The 20304-nt window shown below is 63.7% G+C and carries 17 protein-coding genes; 6 read left to right on the top strand and 11 right to left on the bottom strand.

Annotated features, from left to right (window positions below):
- Positions 1 to 132: 132 nt before the first annotated feature.
- Entirely contained in the window at positions 133 to 1365 is a 1233-nt protein-coding gene (locus tag LZ538_RS02290) for a threonine ammonia-lyase (RefSeq protein ID WP_249830377.1), read from the bottom strand.
- 53 nt (positions 1366 to 1418) lie between these two features.
- On the opposite strand from LZ538_RS02290, the gene LZ538_RS02295 reads away from it, so the two are divergent.
- Positions 1419 to 3092, top strand: coding sequence for an amidohydrolase (locus LZ538_RS02295; RefSeq protein WP_249830378.1), 1674 nt, complete (start codon positions 1419 to 1421; stop codon positions 3090 to 3092).
- On the opposite strand, the gene LZ538_RS02300 is transcribed toward LZ538_RS02295, so the two are convergent.
- The 5 genes from LZ538_RS02300 to LZ538_RS02320 form a co-directional block, all read right to left on the bottom strand.
- The gene (locus LZ538_RS02300; RefSeq protein WP_249830379.1) at positions 3061 to 5037 is read right to left on the bottom strand and encodes a protein-disulfide reductase DsbD family protein; all 1977 of its coding nucleotides are present in this window, start codon (positions 5035 to 5037) and stop codon (positions 3061 to 3063) included. The genes LZ538_RS02295 and LZ538_RS02300 overlap by 32 nt on opposite strands.
- Before the next feature lie 93 nt (positions 5038 to 5130).
- Positions 5131 to 7749, bottom strand: a complete 2619-nt coding sequence (metH, locus tag LZ538_RS02305; RefSeq protein WP_249830380.1) for a methionine synthase — start codon at positions 7747 to 7749, stop codon at positions 5131 to 5133.
- A gap of 3 nt (positions 7750 to 7752) precedes the next feature.
- Positions 7753 to 8799 carry a homocysteine S-methyltransferase family protein gene (locus LZ538_RS02310; RefSeq protein WP_249830381.1) on the bottom strand — a complete coding sequence of 349 codons (1047 nt, stop codon included), beginning with the start codon at positions 8797 to 8799 and terminating at the stop codon, positions 7753 to 7755.
- The gene (gene metF / locus LZ538_RS02315) at positions 8796 to 9701 is read right to left on the bottom strand and encodes a methylenetetrahydrofolate reductase [NAD(P)H] (protein ID WP_249830382.1); all 906 of its coding nucleotides are present in this window, start codon (positions 9699 to 9701) and stop codon (positions 8796 to 8798) included. The genes LZ538_RS02310 and metF overlap by 4 nt, the downstream gene beginning before the upstream one ends.
- A complete protein-coding gene (locus tag LZ538_RS02320) occupies positions 9698 to 10663 on the bottom strand; it encodes an ArsR/SmtB family transcription factor (protein WP_249830383.1) in 966 nt (321 codons plus the stop codon). Before LZ538_RS02320 ends, metF begins: the two co-directional genes overlap by 4 nt.
- A 167-nt stretch (positions 10664 to 10830) precedes the next feature.
- Here LZ538_RS02320 and LZ538_RS02325 point away from each other — a divergent pair, with 167 nt between their 5' ends.
- Positions 10831 to 11094 carry a circumsporozoite protein gene (locus LZ538_RS02325; protein WP_249830384.1) on the top strand — a complete coding sequence of 88 codons (264 nt, stop codon included), beginning with the start codon at positions 10831 to 10833 and terminating at the stop codon, positions 11092 to 11094.
- Positions 11095 to 11220: 126 nt separating this feature from the next.
- Here the strand turns inward: LZ538_RS02325 and LZ538_RS02330 are convergent, their stop codons facing one another.
- Positions 11221 to 11991 (bottom strand): PspA/IM30 family protein, encoded by a 771-nt coding sequence (locus tag LZ538_RS02330; RefSeq protein WP_249830385.1) that lies wholly within the window; start codon positions 11989 to 11991, stop codon positions 11221 to 11223.
- Between the two features lie 86 nt (positions 11992 to 12077).
- Here LZ538_RS02330 and LZ538_RS02335 point away from each other — a divergent pair, with 86 nt between their 5' ends.
- Entirely contained in the window at positions 12078 to 12266 is a 189-nt protein-coding gene (locus LZ538_RS02335; RefSeq protein WP_249830386.1) for a hypothetical protein, read from the top strand.
- 9 nt (positions 12267 to 12275) lie between these two features.
- Here LZ538_RS02335 and groL read toward each other — a convergent pair whose 3' ends face one another.
- The 3 genes from groL to LZ538_RS02350 form a co-directional block, all read right to left on the bottom strand.
- Positions 12276 to 13919, bottom strand: a complete 1644-nt coding sequence (groL, locus tag LZ538_RS02340) for a chaperonin GroEL (protein ID WP_249830387.1) — start codon at positions 13917 to 13919, stop codon at positions 12276 to 12278.
- 50 nt (positions 13920 to 13969) lie between these two features.
- The gene (groES, locus tag LZ538_RS02345; protein ID WP_249830388.1) at positions 13970 to 14257 is read right to left on the bottom strand and encodes a co-chaperone GroES; all 288 of its coding nucleotides are present in this window, start codon (positions 14255 to 14257) and stop codon (positions 13970 to 13972) included.
- 126 nt (positions 14258 to 14383) lie between these two features.
- Positions 14384 to 15787, bottom strand: coding sequence for an MATE family efflux transporter (locus LZ538_RS02350; protein ID WP_249830389.1), 1404 nt, complete (start codon positions 15785 to 15787; stop codon positions 14384 to 14386).
- A 95-nt stretch (positions 15788 to 15882) separates the two neighbouring features.
- Here LZ538_RS02350 and sppA point away from each other — a divergent pair, with 95 nt between their 5' ends.
- The gene (gene sppA / locus LZ538_RS02355; protein ID WP_249830390.1) at positions 15883 to 17745 is read left to right on the top strand and encodes a signal peptide peptidase SppA; all 1863 of its coding nucleotides are present in this window, start codon (positions 15883 to 15885) and stop codon (positions 17743 to 17745) included.
- The gene (locus tag LZ538_RS02360; protein ID WP_249830391.1) at positions 17733 to 18281 is read left to right on the top strand and encodes a GNAT family N-acetyltransferase; all 549 of its coding nucleotides are present in this window, start codon (positions 17733 to 17735) and stop codon (positions 18279 to 18281) included. Before sppA ends, LZ538_RS02360 begins: the two co-directional genes overlap by 13 nt.
- A 4-nt stretch (positions 18282 to 18285) precedes the next feature.
- Here LZ538_RS02360 and lpdA read toward each other — a convergent pair whose 3' ends face one another.
- Positions 18286 to 19677 carry a dihydrolipoyl dehydrogenase gene (gene lpdA, locus LZ538_RS02365; protein WP_249830392.1) on the bottom strand — a complete coding sequence of 464 codons (1392 nt, stop codon included), beginning with the start codon at positions 19675 to 19677 and terminating at the stop codon, positions 18286 to 18288.
- A 160-nt stretch (positions 19678 to 19837) separates the two neighbouring features.
- Between lpdA and LZ538_RS02370 the strand changes: the two genes are divergently transcribed.
- On the top strand, positions 19838 to 20290 hold the full coding sequence (locus LZ538_RS02370) for a YybH family protein (protein ID WP_249830393.1): 453 nt from the start codon (positions 19838 to 19840) through the stop codon (positions 20288 to 20290).
- Positions 20291 to 20304 lie beyond the last annotated feature (14 nt).

Below are 20304 nucleotides of genomic sequence, written 5' to 3' on the forward strand. Positions count from 1 at the left end.
GCCTCTCCAATGATTACCTTGCTCTTTATGCGGCTGGTAAACGCCGAAGAAAAGAGTTGGGAGGCCTGAATCAGGCCAAAGTTCTGCACTGTCCCGCTGCGAGACAGGAAGATTCAGCCGTTCGGAGCCAAACTAGTCGAGCGAAGCGCGCTCCACTTTGAATCCGGCAGCTTCGAGTCGCGCCACGACATCGTCGATCGCGCTGGCATCCCGAGCCTCGCATTCGACCTCGATCATCGTGTCCTTGGCCGGCAGCCGAGTGAAGATCCGGCTGTGATTGATCTCGATGACGTTTACGCCCGCTTCGTAGACCTTGGCGGTGATCGCCGCGAGCGCGCCGGGCTGGTCATGAGCCGCGACATGAAGCCGGGCGATGCGGCCTGCGCGCACGAGGTCGCGGACCAGCACGTTGGCCAGCAGGTGCGTATCAATATTACCGCCGCAAAGTACGGTTGCGACCTTCTTGCCTTTGAACCTTTCCCGGTCGGAGAGGATCGCTGCGAGACCGGCCGCGCCCGCGCCTTCGACGACAGTCTTTTCAATGCCGACCAGCATGGCGACCGCGCGTTCGAGATCGCGCTCCGATACCAGCATCACATCGTCCGCGAGGTCTTTCAGGATGCGTGAGGTCAACTCACCCGGCTGCTTTACAGCAATGCCTTCTGCCAGCGTGTCGCCGCCAAGCGGCATCTGGCACTCCTGGATCGCGCATTTCATCGACGGGTAAAGCTCGGCCTCGACGCCGATCAGCTCGATGTCGGGCTTCAATGCGCGCGACGTGATGGAGATTCCGGACATTAAGCCGCCGCCGCCGATCGGAACCACGATCGTGTCGAGATCGGGCGCTGTGTCGAGCATTTCGAGCGCCACCGTTCCCGCGCCAGCGATGATCTGGGGATCGTCGAACGGATGGACGAAGACATAGCCCTTCTCGAGCGTAAGCTCGCGCGCCTTTGCATAGGCATCGTCGAACATGTCGCCGTGCAAGACGACATGCGCGCCGTGGCCTTCGGTCTGAGTCACCTTCACCGTCGGCGTCGGCTCAGGCATCACGATCGTCGCCGGGATACCGAGCCGCTTGGCGTGATAGGCCACAGCCTGCGCATGATTGCCCGCCGACGCCGCGATCACGCCGCGAGAGCGTTCCTCGGGCGTAAGTTGGAGCAGCTTATTGAGCGCGCCCCGCTCCTTGTAGGCGGCGGTGAACTGCAAGTTCTCGAATTTGAGCCAGACTTCCGCTCCTACGATTTCGGAAAGCGTACGGCTGACCAGCATCGGCGTTCGCACCACCGCGCCGTCGATGCGTTGCTGGGCTGCGCGGACATCATCGATCGTCGGCGGTTGCATGGAAGAAGACTGGAGCATTCGGCTGCTGCGCCTACTCGTTCCCCCGCCCGCAAACAATGCTAAGCCGTGGCATGCTTAGACCCGCTCTCGCCCTCGCCCTCGGACTTCTCGCCTCAGCGGCTTACGCCGACACGCTTATCGACAACGTCAACGGGATGCAGGTCGGTGCGGACGGCAAGCTCCAGCACTTCACCGGCTTGCTCCTCGGGGATGACGGGAAGGTCAAGGAAGTGCTCAATGGCCCGCCTCCCGCAGTTCGCTATCCGCATATCATCGACGGCAACGGCCGCACGCTCCTTCCCGGGCTGATCGACGCGCACGGGCACGTGATGGGGCTCGGCCTGGCCGCGCTCCAGCTCGACCTGGTCGGGACCAATTCCATCGCCGACCTGCAGCGGCGCCTGCGCGATTATGCGGCCGCGCATCCGGGCAATGACTGGATTAGCGGCCGGGGTTGGAACCAGGAGCTGTGGCCCGAAAAGCGCTTCCCCACCGCAACAGACCTGGACGCTGCCGCTCCCGACCGCCCGGTGGTCCTGGAGCGCGTCGACGGTCACGCGGTGATCCTGAACGGCGCCGCGCTGAGGGCCGCCGCGATCACGTCGGCGACGAAGGATCCCGTCGGCGGCAAGATCGAGCGGGATGCGAGCGGCAAGCCCACCGGCCTGCTCATCGACAATGCGATCGACCTGGCGTCGAAGGTTGTTCCAGCGCCGTCCGATACGGTTCGAGACGAAGCGCTGATCAAGACGCAGGACGCTTTGCTCTCGGTGGGCATCACCGCCGTAGGCGACATGGGCACGGAGCCGCAGGACTGGGGCGCTTTCCGCCGCTCAGCGGAGGCTGGCAGATTGCAGTTCCGGATCATGAGCTACGCGCTAGACAGCAAGTCGATGCGTGCATTGATCCCGAACGGTCCGACCTCCTGGCTCTACAATGACCGTCTGAAGATGGGGGGGATCAAGCTTTATGCCGACGGCGCGCTCGGCTCGCGTGGCGCTTGGCTGAAGCAGCCTTATGCGGACAAGCCCGACACGCGCGGCCTGCAATTCCTCAAGGATGAAGAGATCCTCGCTAAGGCCGAAGAGGCCGCGCAGCATGATGTGCAGGTCGCGGTGCACGCGATCGGCGATGCCGCGAATGCGCAGGTGATCTCAACCTATGAGCAACTGGCCCGCAAATATCCGGGCGACCGTCGCTGGCGCATCGAGCATTTCCAGATCGCCGACCCGGCCGACATCCCCCGCCTCGCGCCGGCGGGAATCATCGCCTCGATGCAGCCTACGCATCAGACCAGCGACCGCCTGATGGCCGAGAAGCGGCTCGGCCCGAACCGGCTCGCCGGCGCTTATGCATGGCAGACGGTCCTCAAGAGCGGCGCGAAGCTAGCCTTCGGGTCCGACTTCCCGGTGGAATCGCCAAATCCCTTCCCCGGCCTTTCCGCTGCCGTGAGCCGGCAGGACATGAACGGACAGCCTCCGGGCGGCTGGGTCCCGAGCGAGCGACTGACCTTTGCGCAGGCGCTTAGCGCCTTCACTCGGGGCGCGGCTTATGCAGGCTTTGCGGAGGACAGGATCGGCGCGCTGGAACCAGGCAAATGGGCAGACTTCATCATTGTCGATCGCGACGTCAGCAAAGTCGACCCTCAGGCACTCGCGCGAACCCAGGTGCTGGAAACCTGGGTAGGAGGCAAGAAAGTGTGGGAGCGCTCCGCTAGCGCCGTGCAGTCTGAGCGCGGGAAATAAGCATCGACGGCGTCAGGATCTGCGGAAGCTCCTCCGGCGCCTTGCCCGGCCGGTACCAGAGATAGAGCGGCACTCCTGCCCGGCCGCGTGACTCCAGGAAGCGGGTGATATCAGGATCGCCGTCCGTCCAGTCGCCCGCGAGTACCGCAACGCCACCGTCGTAGAACGCCTGGCGTACCTCTTCGCGATCGATCGCAGCAGCCTCATTCGCCTTGCACGTGAGGCACCAGTCCGCGGTGAAGTAAACGAACGCATTATGTCCGGCGCCGAGCTCGGCCTGCACGCGAGCTTCGCTCCATCGTTCCGCGCCCTCGACGACGCGCGAAGCGGGGTGCGGTGCTGGCATTGCCCACAGCGCGAGGGCGGCGATCGCGACCGCAACCAACGTGGCCGCATAGCCGGTCTGCTTTGCCTTTTTCTGGAACAGGCCGGCTCCTGCCAGAAGGAGCGAGAACAGGACAACGGCGACGAGGCCGATCTCGAGTCCCTTCGCGCCTCCGAGCCGCCACAAAAGCCACAGGCACGCCAACGCCGTGGCACCCATTGGAATGGCGAGGAAGCGCTGCAGCTTCGCCATCCATGGTCCGGGCTTGGGTAGCCTCGTCCTCAATGCAGGCACGTAGGCGACCGCCAGGAAGGGAAGCGCGAGGCCAAGGCCCAGCGCGGCGAACACCGCGACCCCGCCAGCGGGCGGGAGCAGCAGGGCGGTCCCAAGGGCCGCGCCGAGAAACGGGCCGGCGCAGGGCGTTGCGACAAAAGCCGCTAATGCTCCGGTGCCGAAGCTTCCGCTCATCATCCTCGCGCCGCCGACAGCAGGCAGCTCGTACAAGCCAAGCAAGTTCAGCGTGATCGCAGTCGTGAGCAGCAGCAGGATCAGGATCGTGCGTGGATCCTGTAGCTGGAAGGCCCAGCCCGCTTCGGCCCCTGCCGCGCGTATCGCCAGAAGCGCCACGCCCAGCGCGCCTGTGCCGACTATCGCGCCGGCAGTGTAGGCAAGCCCGTCGCGCTTCGCTTCAGGCGCTTCGCCGCCGGCGCGGGAAAGGTGCAGCGCCTTCAATGCGAGGATCGGGAACACGCACGGCATGAGGTTCAGAAGGATTCCGCCCAGAATTGCGGCAAGAACCGCCCAAACGACCGCCGTTGCGTCCTTGCCGCCGATTCGCGTGCCGCCTTTGGGCACCTCCCCCGGGACGGCGTTGAATTCCAGTCCGCGGCCATCGCCAAGCGCGAGCACGCCCGCAAAGCGCTGCGGCGCGTTACCATTGCGCCTCAATTCCGCGACTAGCAGGTCGCCCGCGCGGCGGAACGACTGCCTGGCCTGGTAATCGACGACCCCGTCTGTTTCCGGAAACAAGTAAGCCTGCTCTGCGGCCACATTTGCGGGAAGCGGTATCGCGACGCGCAGCGTGTTGCCGGCGACTTGGAGCTTGCCGAGAGTCGCAAGCGGCTGCGGAATAGCTCGACGCCACTGGTCGAATTGCGCTCGGTTCGGCGTACCGCTGCCGATCGGCAGGTCCAGAGCAAGTTCGCCCTGCTCCGGCACGCAGATCTTGTCCGTACAGGCAAGCCAATGCGCCTGCGCGCGGATCGGCACCGTGCCGCTCGCGTTGCCCGGCACCTTCAAGCGGACGAGCAGGGCGTAGTCGCTCTCATAGACATAGTTCATGAGATCGGCGACGGTCAGGCGGCTCGGGACCGGATACTGGAGTTCACCGGCAGTAAATCCGGCCGGAAGCTGCCAACGGACATCCATTGGCAGGCCCGCGTCGCCCGGATTGAGCCAATAGCCATGCCAACCCGGGTTGGGGCGCATGTGGATCGCGAGCTCGACCTCGCCGCCGGCTGGTGCGGGCCCCTCGGCGACCAGCCGCGGTTCAATGCCGCGTGCGTGCACAGCCGCCGGCATCAGCAGGACTGCGAGAAGCAATATCAGCCGGCGGATCATTACACTGCCGTCATTGCGAGGAGCATGGCGACGAAGCAATCCACCTTTTGCTGCTGACTGGATTGCTTCGCTTCGCTCGCATGACGCCGAACGTCAGTCGAGGTTCGGTCTCAACCAGCGTTCCGCCTGATCCATGGCTACATTCCGGCGAGGAGCATAATCCTCGAGCTGGTCGCGGCCGATCCTCGCAACGCCGAAATATTGGCTGTCGCGGTGGCCGAAATAGAACCCCGAAACCGCTGAGGTCGGCAGCATCGCGAAATTCTCGGTCAGCGTGACTTCGCCGGGATGGCCGCCGAGCATGTCGAACAGGATCGTTTTCAGGCTGTGATCGGGGCAGGCCGGATAGCCCGGCGCTGGTCGGATTCCCTGATATTTTTCGCGGATCAGCTGCTCGTTCGAAAAGTGCTCGTCGGCATAGCCCCACAGGCGGTTTCGAACGGTGGCGTGAAGGACCTCGGCGAAGCTCTCGGCAAGCCGGTCGGCGAGCGCCTTAAGCAGGATGTCGTCATAATCGTCGATGGTCTGCTTGAAACGCTCGAGATGCGGCTCGAGCCCGTGAATGCCGACCGCGAAGCCGCCGATCCAATCCTCGCCGTCGGGATTGATGAAGTCCGCCAGGCACATGTTCGGGCGGCCCTCGCGTTTTTTCACCTGCTGGCGAAGGAAGGGCAGCCTGGTCCAGTCGTTGCCGGCGAGTACCAGGACATCGTCGCCCTCACGCTTGCAACGCCACAAGCCGACCGTGGCCTTGGGCGTGACCCACCGCTCGGCAATAAGCTGCCCGAGCATCTCGTTTGCGTCCTTGAACAGGCTGCGCGCGCTTTCACCGACGATCGAATCATCGAGAATTGCGGGATAGTTCCCAGCCAGCTCCCAGGCGCGAAAGAACGGCGTCCAGTCGATCGATGCGCGAAGATCTGCGAGCGGCCATTCGCCAAAATGATGAAGCCCCGGATAGGCGGGAGCCGGCGCCTGGCCCGAAGGGTCGAACGGAAACGCGTTCGCCCGCGCCTCCTCCAGGCTCGCGAGCTCGCTCTGACCGCTGCGTTCACGCGACTTCCTAAGCTTGTCGTAATCGTCGGCGGTCGTGGCAATCAGCGGCTCGCGCTGCGTGTCCGAAACGAGCGACGATGCGACACCAACTGCACGACTGGCGTCGAGCACATGGATCACAGGGCCTTCATAAGCCGGGTCGATACGCAGCGCCGTGTGCGCCTTGCTGGTGGTCGCACCGCCGATCAGCAGCGGCAGCTTCATCTCCGACCGCTGCATCTCTCCGGCAACTGTCACCATCTCGTCCAAAGACGGGGTAATCAGCCCTGACAGACCAATCATATGCGCCTGATTGCCGTTGGCGGCCTTCAGAATGTCCTGCCACGGAACCATGACCCCGAGGTCGATCACTTCGAAGCCGTTGCACTGCAGCACAACGCCCACGATGTTCTTGCCGATATCGTGAACGTCCCCTTTGACCGTCGCCATCACGATCCGGCCCTTACCAGCGGTGGCGCCGCTTTTTTCCTTCTCCGCCTCGATGAAGGGAATGAGATGCGCCACGGCCCGTTTCATGACGCGTGCCGACTTCACGACCTGCGGCAGGAACATCTTGCCCGACCCAAAGAGGTCGCCGACGACGTTCATGCCATCCATCAGCGGGCCTTCAATTACCTCGATCGGTCGGGCAAACTCTTGGCGAGCCTCCTCCGTGTCCTCGACGATATGCGCGTCTATGCCTTTCACAAGCGCATATGACAGCCGCTCGGCAACCGGCAGGGATCGCCATTCGGCAAGCTTCTTCTCTTCCGCTGCGTCGGTCCCTTTGAAGCGCTCCGCTAGCGCAATCAGCCGCTCGGTCGCATCATCACGCCGGTCGAGGATCACGTCCTCGCAGGCGTCCCGGAGCTCGGGATCGATCGCATCATAGACGTCGAGCTGGCCGGCGTTGACGATTCCCATGTCCATTCCTGCGGGGATCGCATGGTAGAGGAACACGCTGTGCATCGCCCGGCGAACGGTCTCATTTCCGCGGAAGGAAAAGCTCAGGTTCGATAGGCCGCCCGAGATGTGCACTCCGGGGCAGCGCCGGCGAATTTCGCGTGCGGCTTCGATGAAGTCCATCGCGTAGCGACGATGCTCGTCGATCCCGGTAGCAACCGCAAAGATGTTGGGATCGAAGATGATATCCTGCGCATCGCTGCCGTCAGCGACGAGCAGCCTATAGGCACGCTCGCAGATCGCGACCTTGCGCTCCGCAGTGTCAGCCTGGCCCACCTCGTCGAAAGCCATGACGACAACTGCTGCGCCATAGGCGCGGCACTTGCGTGCAAGCTCCAGGAAAGGCCCTTCGCCCTCCTTCAAGCTGATCGAGTTGACGATCGGCTTGCCCGAAACGCATTTGAGCCCGGCTTCGATGACGCTCCACTTCGAGCTGTCGATCATCACCGGCACGCGCGCGATATCCGGCTCAGCTGCGATGCGCTTCAGGAAGGTGGTCATCGCGGCTTCGGAATCGAGCAGCGCCTCATCCACGTTGACGTCGATGATCTGCGCGCCGTTCTCGACCTGGTCGCGCGCGACCACAACGGCCCCCTCATAGTCACCGGCCAGAACCAGCTTCTTGAACTTGGCGGAGCCCGTCACATTGCAACGCTCGCCGATGTTGACGAACCGGGCGCCGGCGCCCGCCTGCTCCACTTTCGAGAGCTCCATGCCTCAGGCCGCGATCAGCATAGGCTCGAGGCCGGCCAGCAAGGTGCCGTCTCGTGCCGCCGGGACGACGCGCGGCGTGCAATCACGCGCCGCCCCGGCGATTGCGGCGATGTGCTGCGGCGTAGTGCCGCAACAGCCGCCGACGACGTTGACCAGGCCGCCTTCGACCCAGTCGCGAACTTGCGCGGCAGTTTCGGCCGCCGCTTCGTCATATTCTCCCAATTCGTTGGGCAGCCCGGCATTGGGGTAAGCCATGACCAGGGTGTCGGCGATCGACGCCAGCGCCGCGAGGTGCGGTCGAAGCTGGGATGCTCCGAACGAGCAGTTGAGCCCGATGGTGACCGGTTTTGCGTGCCGAACGCTCGCCCAGAAGGCTTCGACCGTGTGTCCGGACAAATTGCGCCCCGACAGGTCGGTGAGCGTCATCGAGATCATCAACGGCAGCTCGCGGCCGAGCGCCTGCTCCGCCTCCAGCGTCGCCATGATCGCTGCCTTCGCGTTCAACGTGTCGAAGATCGTCTCGATGAGGATGAAGTCGACACCGCCTCTCGCCAGCGCGTCGATTTGTTCGCGATAGACGGCCTTGACCTGGTCGAAGTCGACTTCGCGATAAGCCGGATCGTTGACGTTCGGCGAAAGCGACAGCGTCTTGTTCGTCGGCCCGAGCGCCCCGGCGATCCAGCGCGCCTTGCCGTCGCGAGCGGAATAACGATCGGCGACTTCCCTGACGATGCTCGCCGACGCTTCATTGATCCGCGACACGAGCGTTTCCGCTGCGTAGTCGGCCTGGCTGATCGCATTGGCGTTGAACGTGTTCGTGGCCAGAATCTCCGCCCCCGCCTCGGCGAAGCTTTCACAGATCGACCGCACCACCTCAGGCTGCGTGATATTGAGAAGGTCGTTGTTTCCGCGCTGATCCTTTATGAGGTCGAGACCGGCGCAAAAATCCGCGCTCTGCAGCCTGTGCGCCTGGATCAGCGTGCCGTAGGCCCCGTCCTTTATCAGGACCCGCTTCGCCGCGGCGGCGCGCAAGTTCGCGCTGTTGCTCACCGCGCCCGCACACCGAGGAGGTGACAGATCGCGTAGCTTAGCTCCGCCCTGTTGAGCGTGTAGAAATGGAAGTGGCGAACGCCGCCAGCGTAGAGCTGACCGCAGAGCTCCGCCGCTACCGTGGCCGCGATCAGCTGCCGCGCCGCCGGCAAGTCGTCGAGACCTTCAAAAAGGCCGTTCAGCCAGTCCGGGATCGCCGCGCCGCACATTTCCGCGAACCGGCGCGTCTGCGCGACGTTCGAGACCGGAAGGATGCCGGGGACGATCTCGATCTCGATTCCGGCCGCGGCAGCTTCATCCTGGAAACGGAAGTAACAGTCTGCAGAGAAGAAGAATTGGGTGATGGCCCGGTCCGCGCCTGCATCCACCTTGCGCTTGAGGTTCTCCAGATCGAACGCCCGCGACGACGAGTCGGGATGCACCTCCGGATAGGCAGCGACCGATACGTCGAATGGAGCGACGCGCTTAAGCCCGGCGACCAGGTCAGCAGCGTCGCGATAACCCTGCGGATGCTGCCGGTATTTCGTGCCGGGCTCGGGCGAATCGCCCCGCAAAGCCACGATATGGCGAACGCCGAGATCCCAATATTCCCGCGCGATTGCGTCGATTTCGTCGCGCGGGGCGCCGACGCAGGTGAGGTGCGCGGCGGGCGTAAGCGACGTCTCCTTCAGGATGCGCTCCACCGTCGCGTGAGTGCGCTCTCTTGTCGAACCGCCGGCGCCGTAGGTTACCGACACGAAACGAGGCTCGAGCGGGGCAAGCGTCTGGATCGACGACCACAACGTCTCGGCCATCGCATCGGACTTCGGCGGGAAGAATTCGAAGCTCACGGCAATGTCCCCGCGAGCCTGTGCAAACAATGGCTCGTGATGACGCAGCTGTTCCCACGGATGCCGGTTCATGCGGCCCTCCGTTCGCGTTGCTGCTGCTCGGACTTGGCGCCGCGCCAAAGCGCGACGGTCAACTCGCCCCCTGGCAGATGCTCGACGTGATTCAAGGCGAGACCCGCAGCAGCGAACCAGGCCCTAATCGATTCATCATCGAAGCCGAGACGGATATGCGCGTCCGTCTCCCGAAGCTCTTCGCGGTCGTGCGCCGCAAAGTCGACGATCAGCAAGGTTCCGCCGGGGCTGAGCACGCGCGCGGCCTCGGAGATCGCAGCCGCGGGCGAATGCGCATAGTGGAGGACCTGGTGGATGATCACGCAATCGGCGCTCTCGTCCTGCAGGGGCAAGGCGTACATGTCTCCCTGCCGAAGGTTGGAGCTTACGCCGGCCTCCTCTAGCTTCACGCGAGCAAGCCGAAGCATCTCCGACGATTTATCGATGCCGATGGCATAAGCGGCGCGTGGCGCGAATAGCTCGATCATCCGGCCGGTGCCGGTTCCGATATCTACGAGTCGGCCCAGCGGACGCTTGCCCAGGGTGCGATCGATCGCTTTCTCGACATCAGCCTCTGCGACATGAAGCGAGCGGATCTGGTCCCATATTCCCGCGTGGGCGCTGAAATATCGCGCGGCGGCCTCGGCGCGCTCGGCGCGAACGACCTCCAGACGAGCCGCGTCTGCCGCAAACAAGCCCTCAGTTCCCGCATCCGCCCACAGTTCGATCAGCGCGAACATCGGACTGACCTGTTCTTCATGGGACAGTGTCAGGAAAACCCAGCTGCCTTCCTTCCGGCGCTCGAGAACGCCGGCGTCGGCGAGGATCTTGAGATGGCGAGAGACGCGCGGTTGGCTCTGGCCAAGAACCTGCGCAAGTTCGCCGACCGAGAGCTCCATCTGCCGCAACAGACCCAGGATCCGCAGCCGTGTAGGGTCTGCGAGCGCCTGGAAGCGGTCAGCAAGCGGGAAGGTCGCAGTCACCGGATAACGATATAAAGATATCTTTATATGGTCAATTCGAATACAAACATTGATGTCTTGTGCACTGCTAGGGATTGTAGCTATGCCAGGACATTCGGCTCTGGCGAATCGCGAGAGTCGGGGGAGATGCCTGTCCCCATGGCATCAATGAAGGGAGTGAAACGAACATGAAGAAGGTTGCACTGACCGCTGTTGCTCTTCTCGGCCTCGGCCTCGCCGCGTGCCAGAACAATGCTGGCGATAACAACGCCGCCAATGAGACTGCGGTTGAGAACAACGCGGAAGCCGACGTCAACGCGGCCACCGACGACGCCGCGACGAGCGCCGACAACGCGCTGAACGCTGCGAGCAACGCCGTCGAGGATGCGGGCAACGCCGTCGACAACGCCGGTGAGGCACTCGAGAACGCAGCCGACAACGCTGCGCACTAAGTTGCGTTAGTTCCGAGCCTTTTTCGGAGATGGGCCGTCCGGATGCCGGGCGGCCCTTTTTTTATGCGCGGAGCATCGCCGCGCTTCAGGATGCGATGCGCTTGCGCCCAAATCCGCCAGCTGGCCTCAGCGCGGCCAATGAGCATCGACAGCCATCCGGTCGAATTGCGCCGGCTGAGACCCCAGGGCGAGCGAATCCGCATGACCCTCGGCGCGATCGGCGGCGCGTTCCAGTTCCTCGAAGCGGCTGAGGGCGTCCTTCACGTGCTCGCCGTACAGGAGTTGTCGCGCACGAGCGCTGCTCTCGGCAGCGTGAAGGCGCGTCTCCGCCATATGATTGCGGCGGTAAATGCCGCTGAGATTGATCTCCAGGCTCTGGATGTCGCTCGCGTGCGTCGTAAGCAGGCGCCGCATCTGGGAGACATCCTTTTCGAGGTCGGCGACGCGTTGCTGCGTCCGCATGCGCTCCTCGATCGCAGCGCGCGCAAGATCATTGCGCTCGTGGGAAAGTGCGACCGCCGCTTTCTCCGTCCAATCATCGGCCGCACGCTTCAGCTGCTCGATGGCATGCTCCCAGTCGGCGATATCGCGACCGAGACGCTCCGCCATCCGCCTTTCTTCGTCGAGCGCCTGCTGCATGTCTTGGGTGACGTTGTGGATGGCGGGAACCGGCGTTCGTGCCGCGCGAGCCGAGAGCTGGCGATATTCCTCGTCCGACCAAGACTGGCCCATCGAACCGCGCAGTGTCGGGAACAGATCGCCAGTGCTGCCCCACGGCGTGCACAGCCAAGTCCAGAATTGCGCCATGCGGCCGACGAGACCCTTGATGCCAAGCACCAGGATCCAGGCCCACAGGAGCATGAACAGCAACGGCCACACTACGAGATCCACACCCACGCAACCCCTTCACCCGCAAAGGTAACCCGCAGATAAGGAAGTTTCGTTGACGAACCGTTGAAACGCGAAAGACGTTAAGCACCGAGATGCCGATCCTCAGACCTCTGTTCCTTTGCGCAGCCCTTCTGATCGCATCGTGCCGCGACAAGGAACCTCCGGCACCGACATCCGCGGAGTCCGCGCAGCTCAACGAGGCCGAGGAAATGCTCAACGGGCTCGCCCAAAATGAAGAAGGGCCGGAGCAAAGCCCCGGCCCTTCCAATTCGTCGGAGTGAGCTCCGGACCTAGAAGTCCATTCCGCCCATTCCGCCCATGCCGCCACCGGCCATCGCCGGCGCCGGCTTGTCGTCCGGGGCTTCGGCAATGGTCGCCTCGGTGGTGATCAGCAGGCCAGCGACTGAGGCTGCGTCCTGAAGAGCCGCGCGGACGACCTTGGTCGGATCGATCACGCCTGCCTGGACGAGATTCTCATATTCCTCCGTCTGGGCATTGAAGCCGAGCGTCGCATCGGCCGCGTCGATCAGCTTGCCCGCGACCACGGCGCCGTCATGACCGGCATTCTCCGCAATCTGGCGGACCGGAGCCTGCAGCGCCTTGCGGATGATGTCGACGCCACGAGTCTGGTCGTCGTTCTCGCCCTTGAGGCCTTCGAGCGCCTTCGTCGCATAAAGCAGCGCAGTACCGCCGCCTGGAACGATGCCTTCCTCGACCGCGGCGCGGGTCGCGTGGAGAGCGTCGTCAACGCGATCCTTGCGCTCCTTCACCTCGACTTCGGACGCGCCGCCGACCTTGATCACCGCCACGCCGCCGGCGAGCTTCGCCAGCCGCTCCTGCAGCTTCTCGCGGTCATAGTCGGAAGTCGTGCTTTCGATCTGCTGGCGGATCGCGCCGACACGGCCCTCGATATTCTCCCGGGTGCCGTTGCCGTCGACGATCGTCGTATTGTCCTTGTCGATCGTGACGCGCTTGGCCTGGCCGAGCATGTTGGTCGTCACATTCTCGAGCTTGATGCCGAGATCTTCGCTGATCATCTCGCCGCCGGTGAGGATCGCGATATCCTCGAGCATCGCCTTGCGGCGATCGCCGAAGCCCGGAGCCTTGACCGCTGCGACCTTCAGGCCGCCGCGCAGCTTATTGACGACGAGCGTGGCGAGAGCTTCACCCTCGATGTCCTCGGCGATGATCAGGAGCGGACGGCCGCTCTGAACAACCGCTTCCAGGATCGGGAGCATCGCCTGCAGGTTGCTGAGCTTCTTCTCGTGGATCAGGATATAGGGATCCGAAAGCTCGACCTGCATCTTCTCAGGGTTGGTGATGAAGTAGGGCGACAGATAGCCGCGGTCGAACTGCATGCCCTCAACGACGTCGAGCTCGAACTCGAGACCCTTGGCCTCCTCGACGGTGATCACGCCTTCCTTGCCGACCTTCTCCATCGCCTCGGCGATCTTCTCGCCGACTTCCCTGTCGCCATTGGCGGAGATGATTCCGACCTGTGCGATCTCGTTGGAGCCGGAAACGTCCTTCGAACGGCTCTTGAGGTCCTCGACGACCTTGCCGACGGCGAGGTCGATGCCGCGCTTGAGGTCCATCGGGTTCATGCCCGCTGCGACCGACTTCATGCCCTCGCGGACGATCGACTGCGCAAGCACCGTCGCGGTCGTCGTGCCGTCGCCAGCGATGTCGTTGGTCTTCGAGGCGACCTCGCGGACCATCTGCGCGCCCATGTTCTCGAACTTGTCCTTGAGCTCGATCTCCTTGGCGACGGTGACGCCGTCCTTGGTGATGCGCGGAGCGCCGAAGCTCTTGTCGATGACGACGTTGCGACCCTTGGGACCGAGCGTCACCTTCACGGCATTCGCAAGAATGTCGACGCCGGCGAGGATGCGCTCCCGCGCATCACGGCTGAATTTCACGTCCTTGGCTGCCATTTGGCTACCCTTTCGTTCTCAGATTTGCGTTGCTGTTTGGAAGCGAAGGCTCAGCCCACGATTCCGAGGATGTCGCTTTCCTTCATGATGATCAGGTCTTCACCGTCGATCTTCACCTCGGTGCCCGACCATTTGCCGAACAGGATCTTGTCGCCAGCCTTGACGTCGAGCGGCGTAACCTTGCCCTCTTCGCTTTTGGCGCCGCCACCGACGGCGACGACTTCGCCTTCCTGCGGCTTTTCCTTGGCGGTGTCGGGAATGATGATCCCGCCTGCAGTCTTTTCATCAGCCTCGACTCGACGGACGAGGACGCGGTCATGAAGCGGCCTGAAACCCATGGGTCTTAACCCCCTCTTTCTCTCTAGTTAAACTTCCGTTGGCACTCTCCCCACGAGAGTGCCAGCGATGGCGCGCATGTGGTTGTCGGCTGTTCATCTGTCAACGGGTGACGAGACGGACTTTTTTCAGCCGTGCCGAAGATGGGTCAGCCCGAGACTTTCACGCATGATCCAACGCCAGATCATCAAGACGGCGACCGCTGCCAACCCGCTGGCGAGGCCGATCCAGATGCCGACGCCGCGCCAATCGAGGCTGAAGGCCAGCCAAAGGGCGATGCCGAGGCCCACCACCCAATAGCCGACAAGCGCGAAGACCAGCGGCCACTTGGTGTCGCGAAGCCCGCGAAGCATGCCGGCGCCTATCACTTGTGCGCCGTCCACGAGCTGGAATGCCGCTGCGACGCGCAGGAAGCCGACCGCAAGACCGATCACCACCGCGTTTTCGGGCACGTCCGCAAGGAACAGCGTGACCAGCGCGCGCGGCACAATCCACATGATGAGGGCCATGGCTCCCATGAATCCGACGCCTACGATCCACGCCGTCCAGCCGGCGCGCGCGATGCCGGCCCGGTCTCCGCGGCCGAGCGCCAGGCCCACCCGAACCGTAGCGGCTTGCCCAAGGCCGAGAGGGACCATGAACGTCAGCGCAGCGAGCTGAAGCGCAACGGCATGGGCCGCGACCGCCGGTGTCCCGATCCAGCCCATAAAATAGGCGGCAAGCGCAAATACGCCCATCTCGAGCGCCATCGTGGCGCCGATCGGCCAACCGAGCCGCACCAATGCCAGCGTGCGCTCCCAGTCGAGCCGCCAGAAACGGCCGAATAGATGGAAACGACGAAAATGCCGATCGCTCGATACGAATAGGATGAGGGCGCCGCACATCGTCGCCCACGTCAGGGTGCTGCCAAGCCCCCCGCCGACGAGTCCGAGGGCGGGCAGACCGAAATGGCCAAAGATCAACGCCCAGCTAAGCGCCGCATTCACACCTATGCCGGCGACGCTGAGCCACAAGACAACGGCTGGCCGCTCGAGTGCTGAAACGAAGTTTCTCAGCAGCTGGAAGAGCAACCACGGCGCCGTGCACCACATGTAAGCGCGCAGAAACGTCTGCCCCTGGCTAGCCAGCTCCTCCGTCTGGCCGAGCGCCCGCATGATGTCGCCGACATGCCAGAGCAGCAACCAATAGGGCGGCAGGGTGAAAGCAAGCAGCCAAAGGCCGGCGCGGAACGTCCGCCTCACGTCCCGGACAGCATTGGACCGTTGACCCAGCGCCGTCGCCATCATGGGTGAGGAGGCTATCAAGAGGCCAAGCAACAGCAGGTTGAACGTGTAAGTCAGATTCAGCGCCAGCGTAGCGGCGGCCAGCTGGGTCGCGCCGAGCCATCCCATCAATAAGACGTCGGTCGCAGTGATGATTTGGGTCGTCAGGTTCGCGAGCATGAGAGGCCAGGCCAGCGAAAACATGGCGCGAAGCTCGTCGCGCCACTCGCTTCGCCCGGCGACCGGTAAAATCTCGGCATCGCTCTCCACAGCTGCCGCGCGTAGCTGCAAGGACTCCGGTCGAAAAGGTTTGGCCGGGCCGCCTCGCGTCCGCTACCGGGGCACGAGCAAGTTGAGGAGCGAAGATGAAGTTCGTCCGTGCGGTGTGGAAGTTGCTTGTCGGGATCAAGGACGCACTCGTCCTGATCTTCATGCTGCTTTTCTTCGGTGCCCTTTACGCGGCACTTTCCGCTCGGCCCGCTCCCATCGGGGAGGGCGTTCTCGACCTGGCGCTCACCGGCAACGTCGTCGAGCAGCCGGCGCGGATGGATTGGGCCGACCTCGCAGCCGGGGGGACTGTGATCCGCGAGCACAGGCTGCGCGACCTCGTCGCTGCAATCGACTCCGCGCGCACCGACAAAAGGGTCAAGGCGCTGGCGCTCGACCTCGACAGCTTCACCGGTGGCGGACAGACGGCAATCGGCGACGTCGCCGACGCGATCCGCCGCGTGCGCGCGTCGGGTAAGCCGGTCGTCGCCTATGCGACCGGATATACGAACGACAGCTACCAGCTCGCCGCGGCCGCGTCTGAAATCTGGTTGAATCCGCTCGGCGCCGTAGTTGTGACCGGACCTGGCGGATCCAACCTCTACTACAAGGGATTGCTCGACAAGCTCGGCGTCACCGCCAATATCTACCGCGTCGGCACGTACAAGGCGGCAGTCGAGCCGTTCATGCGCGAAGACATGTCTCCGGAAGCCAAGGAGAATGCGCTTGCGCTGGGCCAAGCGACCTTGGAGACGTGGCGGCAGTCGATCCGCCAGGCCCGTCCCAATGCCGATGTCGACGCCATCCTGCGAGACCTGCCGGGCGCAGTCGCCCGCGCCAATGGCGACATGGCCAAGGCGGCGATCCAGGCTCATCTCGTCGACAAGATCGGCGGTCGCGACGCTTTCGAGGCGCGGCTGGCGCAGCTCGGAGGCGAGGACGCCGACGACGAGGCCGGTTTCAAGCGAATCAAGCTTCCGGCTTACATCAGCGACAAGGTCGATCGCGATCCGGACGGGCCGATCGGAATCGTCACCGTCGCCGGCATGATCGTCGACGGGGAAGCTGCCCCCGGCACCGCGGGCGCGGACACGATCGCCCATGCGATCGAGCGCGGCCTGCAGGATGGAGGACTCAAAGCCCTCGTGGTTCGCGTCGACAGTCCCGGAGGCTCGGTCTTAGCTTCTGAGCGCATTCGCGACGCCCTTCTCACAGCGAAGGAAAGCGGCATCCCGATCGTCATCTCGATGGGTAGCGTCGCCGCTTCCGGTGGCTACTGGGTGGCAACCGCGGGAGATTATATCTTTGCCGAGCCTTCGACGATCACGGGCTCGATCGGAGTTTTCGGCGTTCTCCCCAGCTTCCAGGGGACCCTGCAGAAGCTGGGTCTGGGCGCGGACGGCGTGAAGACGACACCACTTGCCGGCGAACCGGACCTGCTGAAAGGCCCCTCGCCTGAAGTGAACCAGCTCATCCAGACCGGCGTCGAAGCGACCTACGCACGGTTCCTCAACATTGTGGCGAAGTCGCGGAAGAAGAGTCCCAGCGAAATCGATCGTATCGCGCAGGGCCGCGTTTGGGACGGCGGAACCGCTCGCCAGCTCGGTCTCGTAGACGGCTTCGGCGGCATGGACGAAGCAATCGCCAAGGCGGCCGAGCTCGCCAAGCTCGGTGACGAACGCGACGTCCGCTACCTCGAGCCACCCAAGAGCTTCCGCGAGGAGCTGGTGGAGACGCTGGCTGGCGAGGAGTCCGGCGAGCCCGCGGAAACGAGCGACGCATTTGCGGCATTCGCGCGCCAGCCTCAGGCGCAACTCAGCGCCGCGCTTTATGAGCTAAGGATGATCCTTTCGGGTCCGACTATTCAGGCGCGCTGCCTTGCCTGTCCGCCGGTAACATCCGTGGCGCTTCGTCCGCGCGACGTGGGCCTCCTCGACCTGGTGAAGGCGTGGCTGTCCTAATTCGGCCCGCCCGGGCAGACGACGCAGCGGCGCTTGCAGGGATTTACGCTCCCTACGTTACGGATAGCCGGATCAGCTTCGAGGAAATCCCTCCGGAAGCGGATGAGATGGCGCGTCGACTGACTGGCGATCGGCCTGGATACTATCCATGGTTCATCGCCGAAGTTGACGGCAAGGCGTGCGGCTTTGCGTCAAGCTCGCCCTTCCGCGCGCGGCCCGCATATCGCTGGACTGTCGAAACCGGCATTTATCTTTCGGCCGACATGTGCGGTCAGGGCATTGGCCGGGACCTCTTGGCAAGGCTGCTCACAGTGCTCGAGGGGCAAGGTTATGTCGCCGCAATAGGCGCCATTACGCTGCCGAACGCGGCGAGCGTCATCCTCCACGAACGGCTGGGATACGCCCAGGTCGGCACTTATCGCCGCGTGGGCTTCAAGCTCGGCGGTTGGCTGGACGTTGGCCTGTGGGAAAGGAACCTCGCGGCGCGAGAAACCGACCCGGAAGAACCGAGACCCTTTACCGAGGTGCCGGCCTAGCAGCTCAGATGTGGATCGGTTTCCCGGTGACCGCCATCGCCGCTTCCTTGAGCGCCTCGCTATGCGTCGGATGAGCGTGGCAGGTGTAAGCGATGTCTTCGCTGGTCGCGCCGAACTCCATCGCCTGAGCGGCTTGGGCGATCATGGTCCCCGCGACGGAGGCGATCATCCACACGCCGAGGACGCGATCGGTCTTGGCGTCCGCAATGACCTTCACGAAACCGTCGGGCTCATGGTTGGTTTTGGCGCGGCTGTTGGCGAGCATGGGGAACTTGCCGACCTTGACCTCGCCATGTTCCTTGGCCTGTGCCTCTGTGAGGCCGACGCCGGCGATCTCCGGCATGGTGTAAACGACGCTCGGAATGACGTCGTGGTTCACGATGCCGGTGAGCCCCGCGATATTCTCCGCGACGGCGATGCCTTCATCCTCAGCCTTGTGAGCAAGCATCGGGCCGGGGATCACGTCACCGATCGCCCAGATGCCTTTGACGCTGGTGCGGAAGTCGTGATCGGTCTCGATCTGCCCGCGCTGGTTCGCCTGGAGGCCTGCCTTGTCGAGAGCGAGACCTTCGGTGTTGGGCCGCCGCCCAATCGATACAAGGACGGCATCCGCTTCGATCGTCTCGGCGGCCCCGCCCTTGGCGGGCTCCACAGTCAGCCTGGCTTTCCCGCCGTCGACCTTGACGCCCGTCACCTTGGTTCCGAGCTTGAACTCGACGCCCTGCTTCTTGAAGATCTTGTTCGCTTCCTTGCGAACGTCGTCGTCGAAGCCGGGGAGGATCTGGTCGAGAAACTCGACGCAGGTGACCTTTGCGCCCACGCGGCGCCAGACGCTGCCAAGCTCGAGGCCGATGACTCCCCCGCCGATCACCACGAGATGCTGGGGCACCTTCTCCAGCTCTAGCGCGCCGGTCGATGAGACGACGATCTTCTCGTCGATCTCGACGCCGGGGAGCGGCGTGACCGATGAGCCGGTTGCGATGACGATGTTCTTTGCGCGGACCGTGCGATCGCCGACCTTTACGGTATCGCCGCTTTCGAAGCTCGCATGGCCCTTCAGCCACTCGACCTTGTTCTTCTTGAACAGGAACTCGATGCCGCCAGTGAGGCCTTTCACAGCATCCTTGCGCTGGCCGTGCATGGCCTCGAGATCCAGCTCCGGCGTGACCTTGATGCCCATCTTGGCCATCGCACCGCCCGCGGCGGCCTCATAATATTCGGAAGCGTGGAGCAATGCCTTTGACGGAATGCAGCCGACGTTGAGGCATGTGCCACCCAAAGTGTCGCGGCTTTCCGCGCAAGCCGTTTTAAGGCCGAGCTGCGCGGCGCGGATCGCGGCGACGTAGCCGCCGGGGCCGGCGCCAATCACCAAGACGTCGAAATCATATTCAGCCATGTTTCTCTTTCGGGGGACGATGCTTTGGCGCGCGACATAAGCGGGCACCGGCCTTGAATCCACCCCGGCCTATTTCTGTCGTACTCAGCCAGCCCCGCGCCGGCATCGTTTGGCGTTCCCGAGCTTGCGGTCGGCACGAGCGCCAATTAACCCTGACGCCATGATAAAAAGCCGTTCGGTCGCGTTGCTTTGCGCACTTCCCGTTCTGATTGCCGCCGCGCCGAACTGGAAGGCGCAAGCCCTCGCTGCCGCCGCGCCATTCATCGATAGGGCCAATGCCGAATGGGAGACCGCTATCGTCACGGGTGACGCAAATAAGCTGAGCGCGCCTTACGCTGACGGCGGAATCTTCATCGGTCCGGACGGGTCGACGATCGTCGGCCATGACGCCGTTCGCGCGATGTACGCAAGGCCGCGATCCGCGCAGGTGGTCAAGGCCCGCATCAGCAGCGACGGTCGTGCTGCAGCCGACCCCGATGACGTCTATGAATGGGGAAGTGCGACGATGACCGTGAGGCGGGACGGCAAGATCAAGAGCGCAACGGGGCGCTATCTAACCGTCTGGCACCGTGACGGCCGCGCCTGGCGCATCACGCGCAACATCGCATTCTGATTTTTACGTCCCGG

The organism is Sphingomonas hankyongi, from assembly GCF_023516575.1.
Lineage (GTDB): Bacteria > Pseudomonadota > Alphaproteobacteria > Sphingomonadales > Sphingomonadaceae > Sphingomicrobium > Sphingomicrobium hankyongi.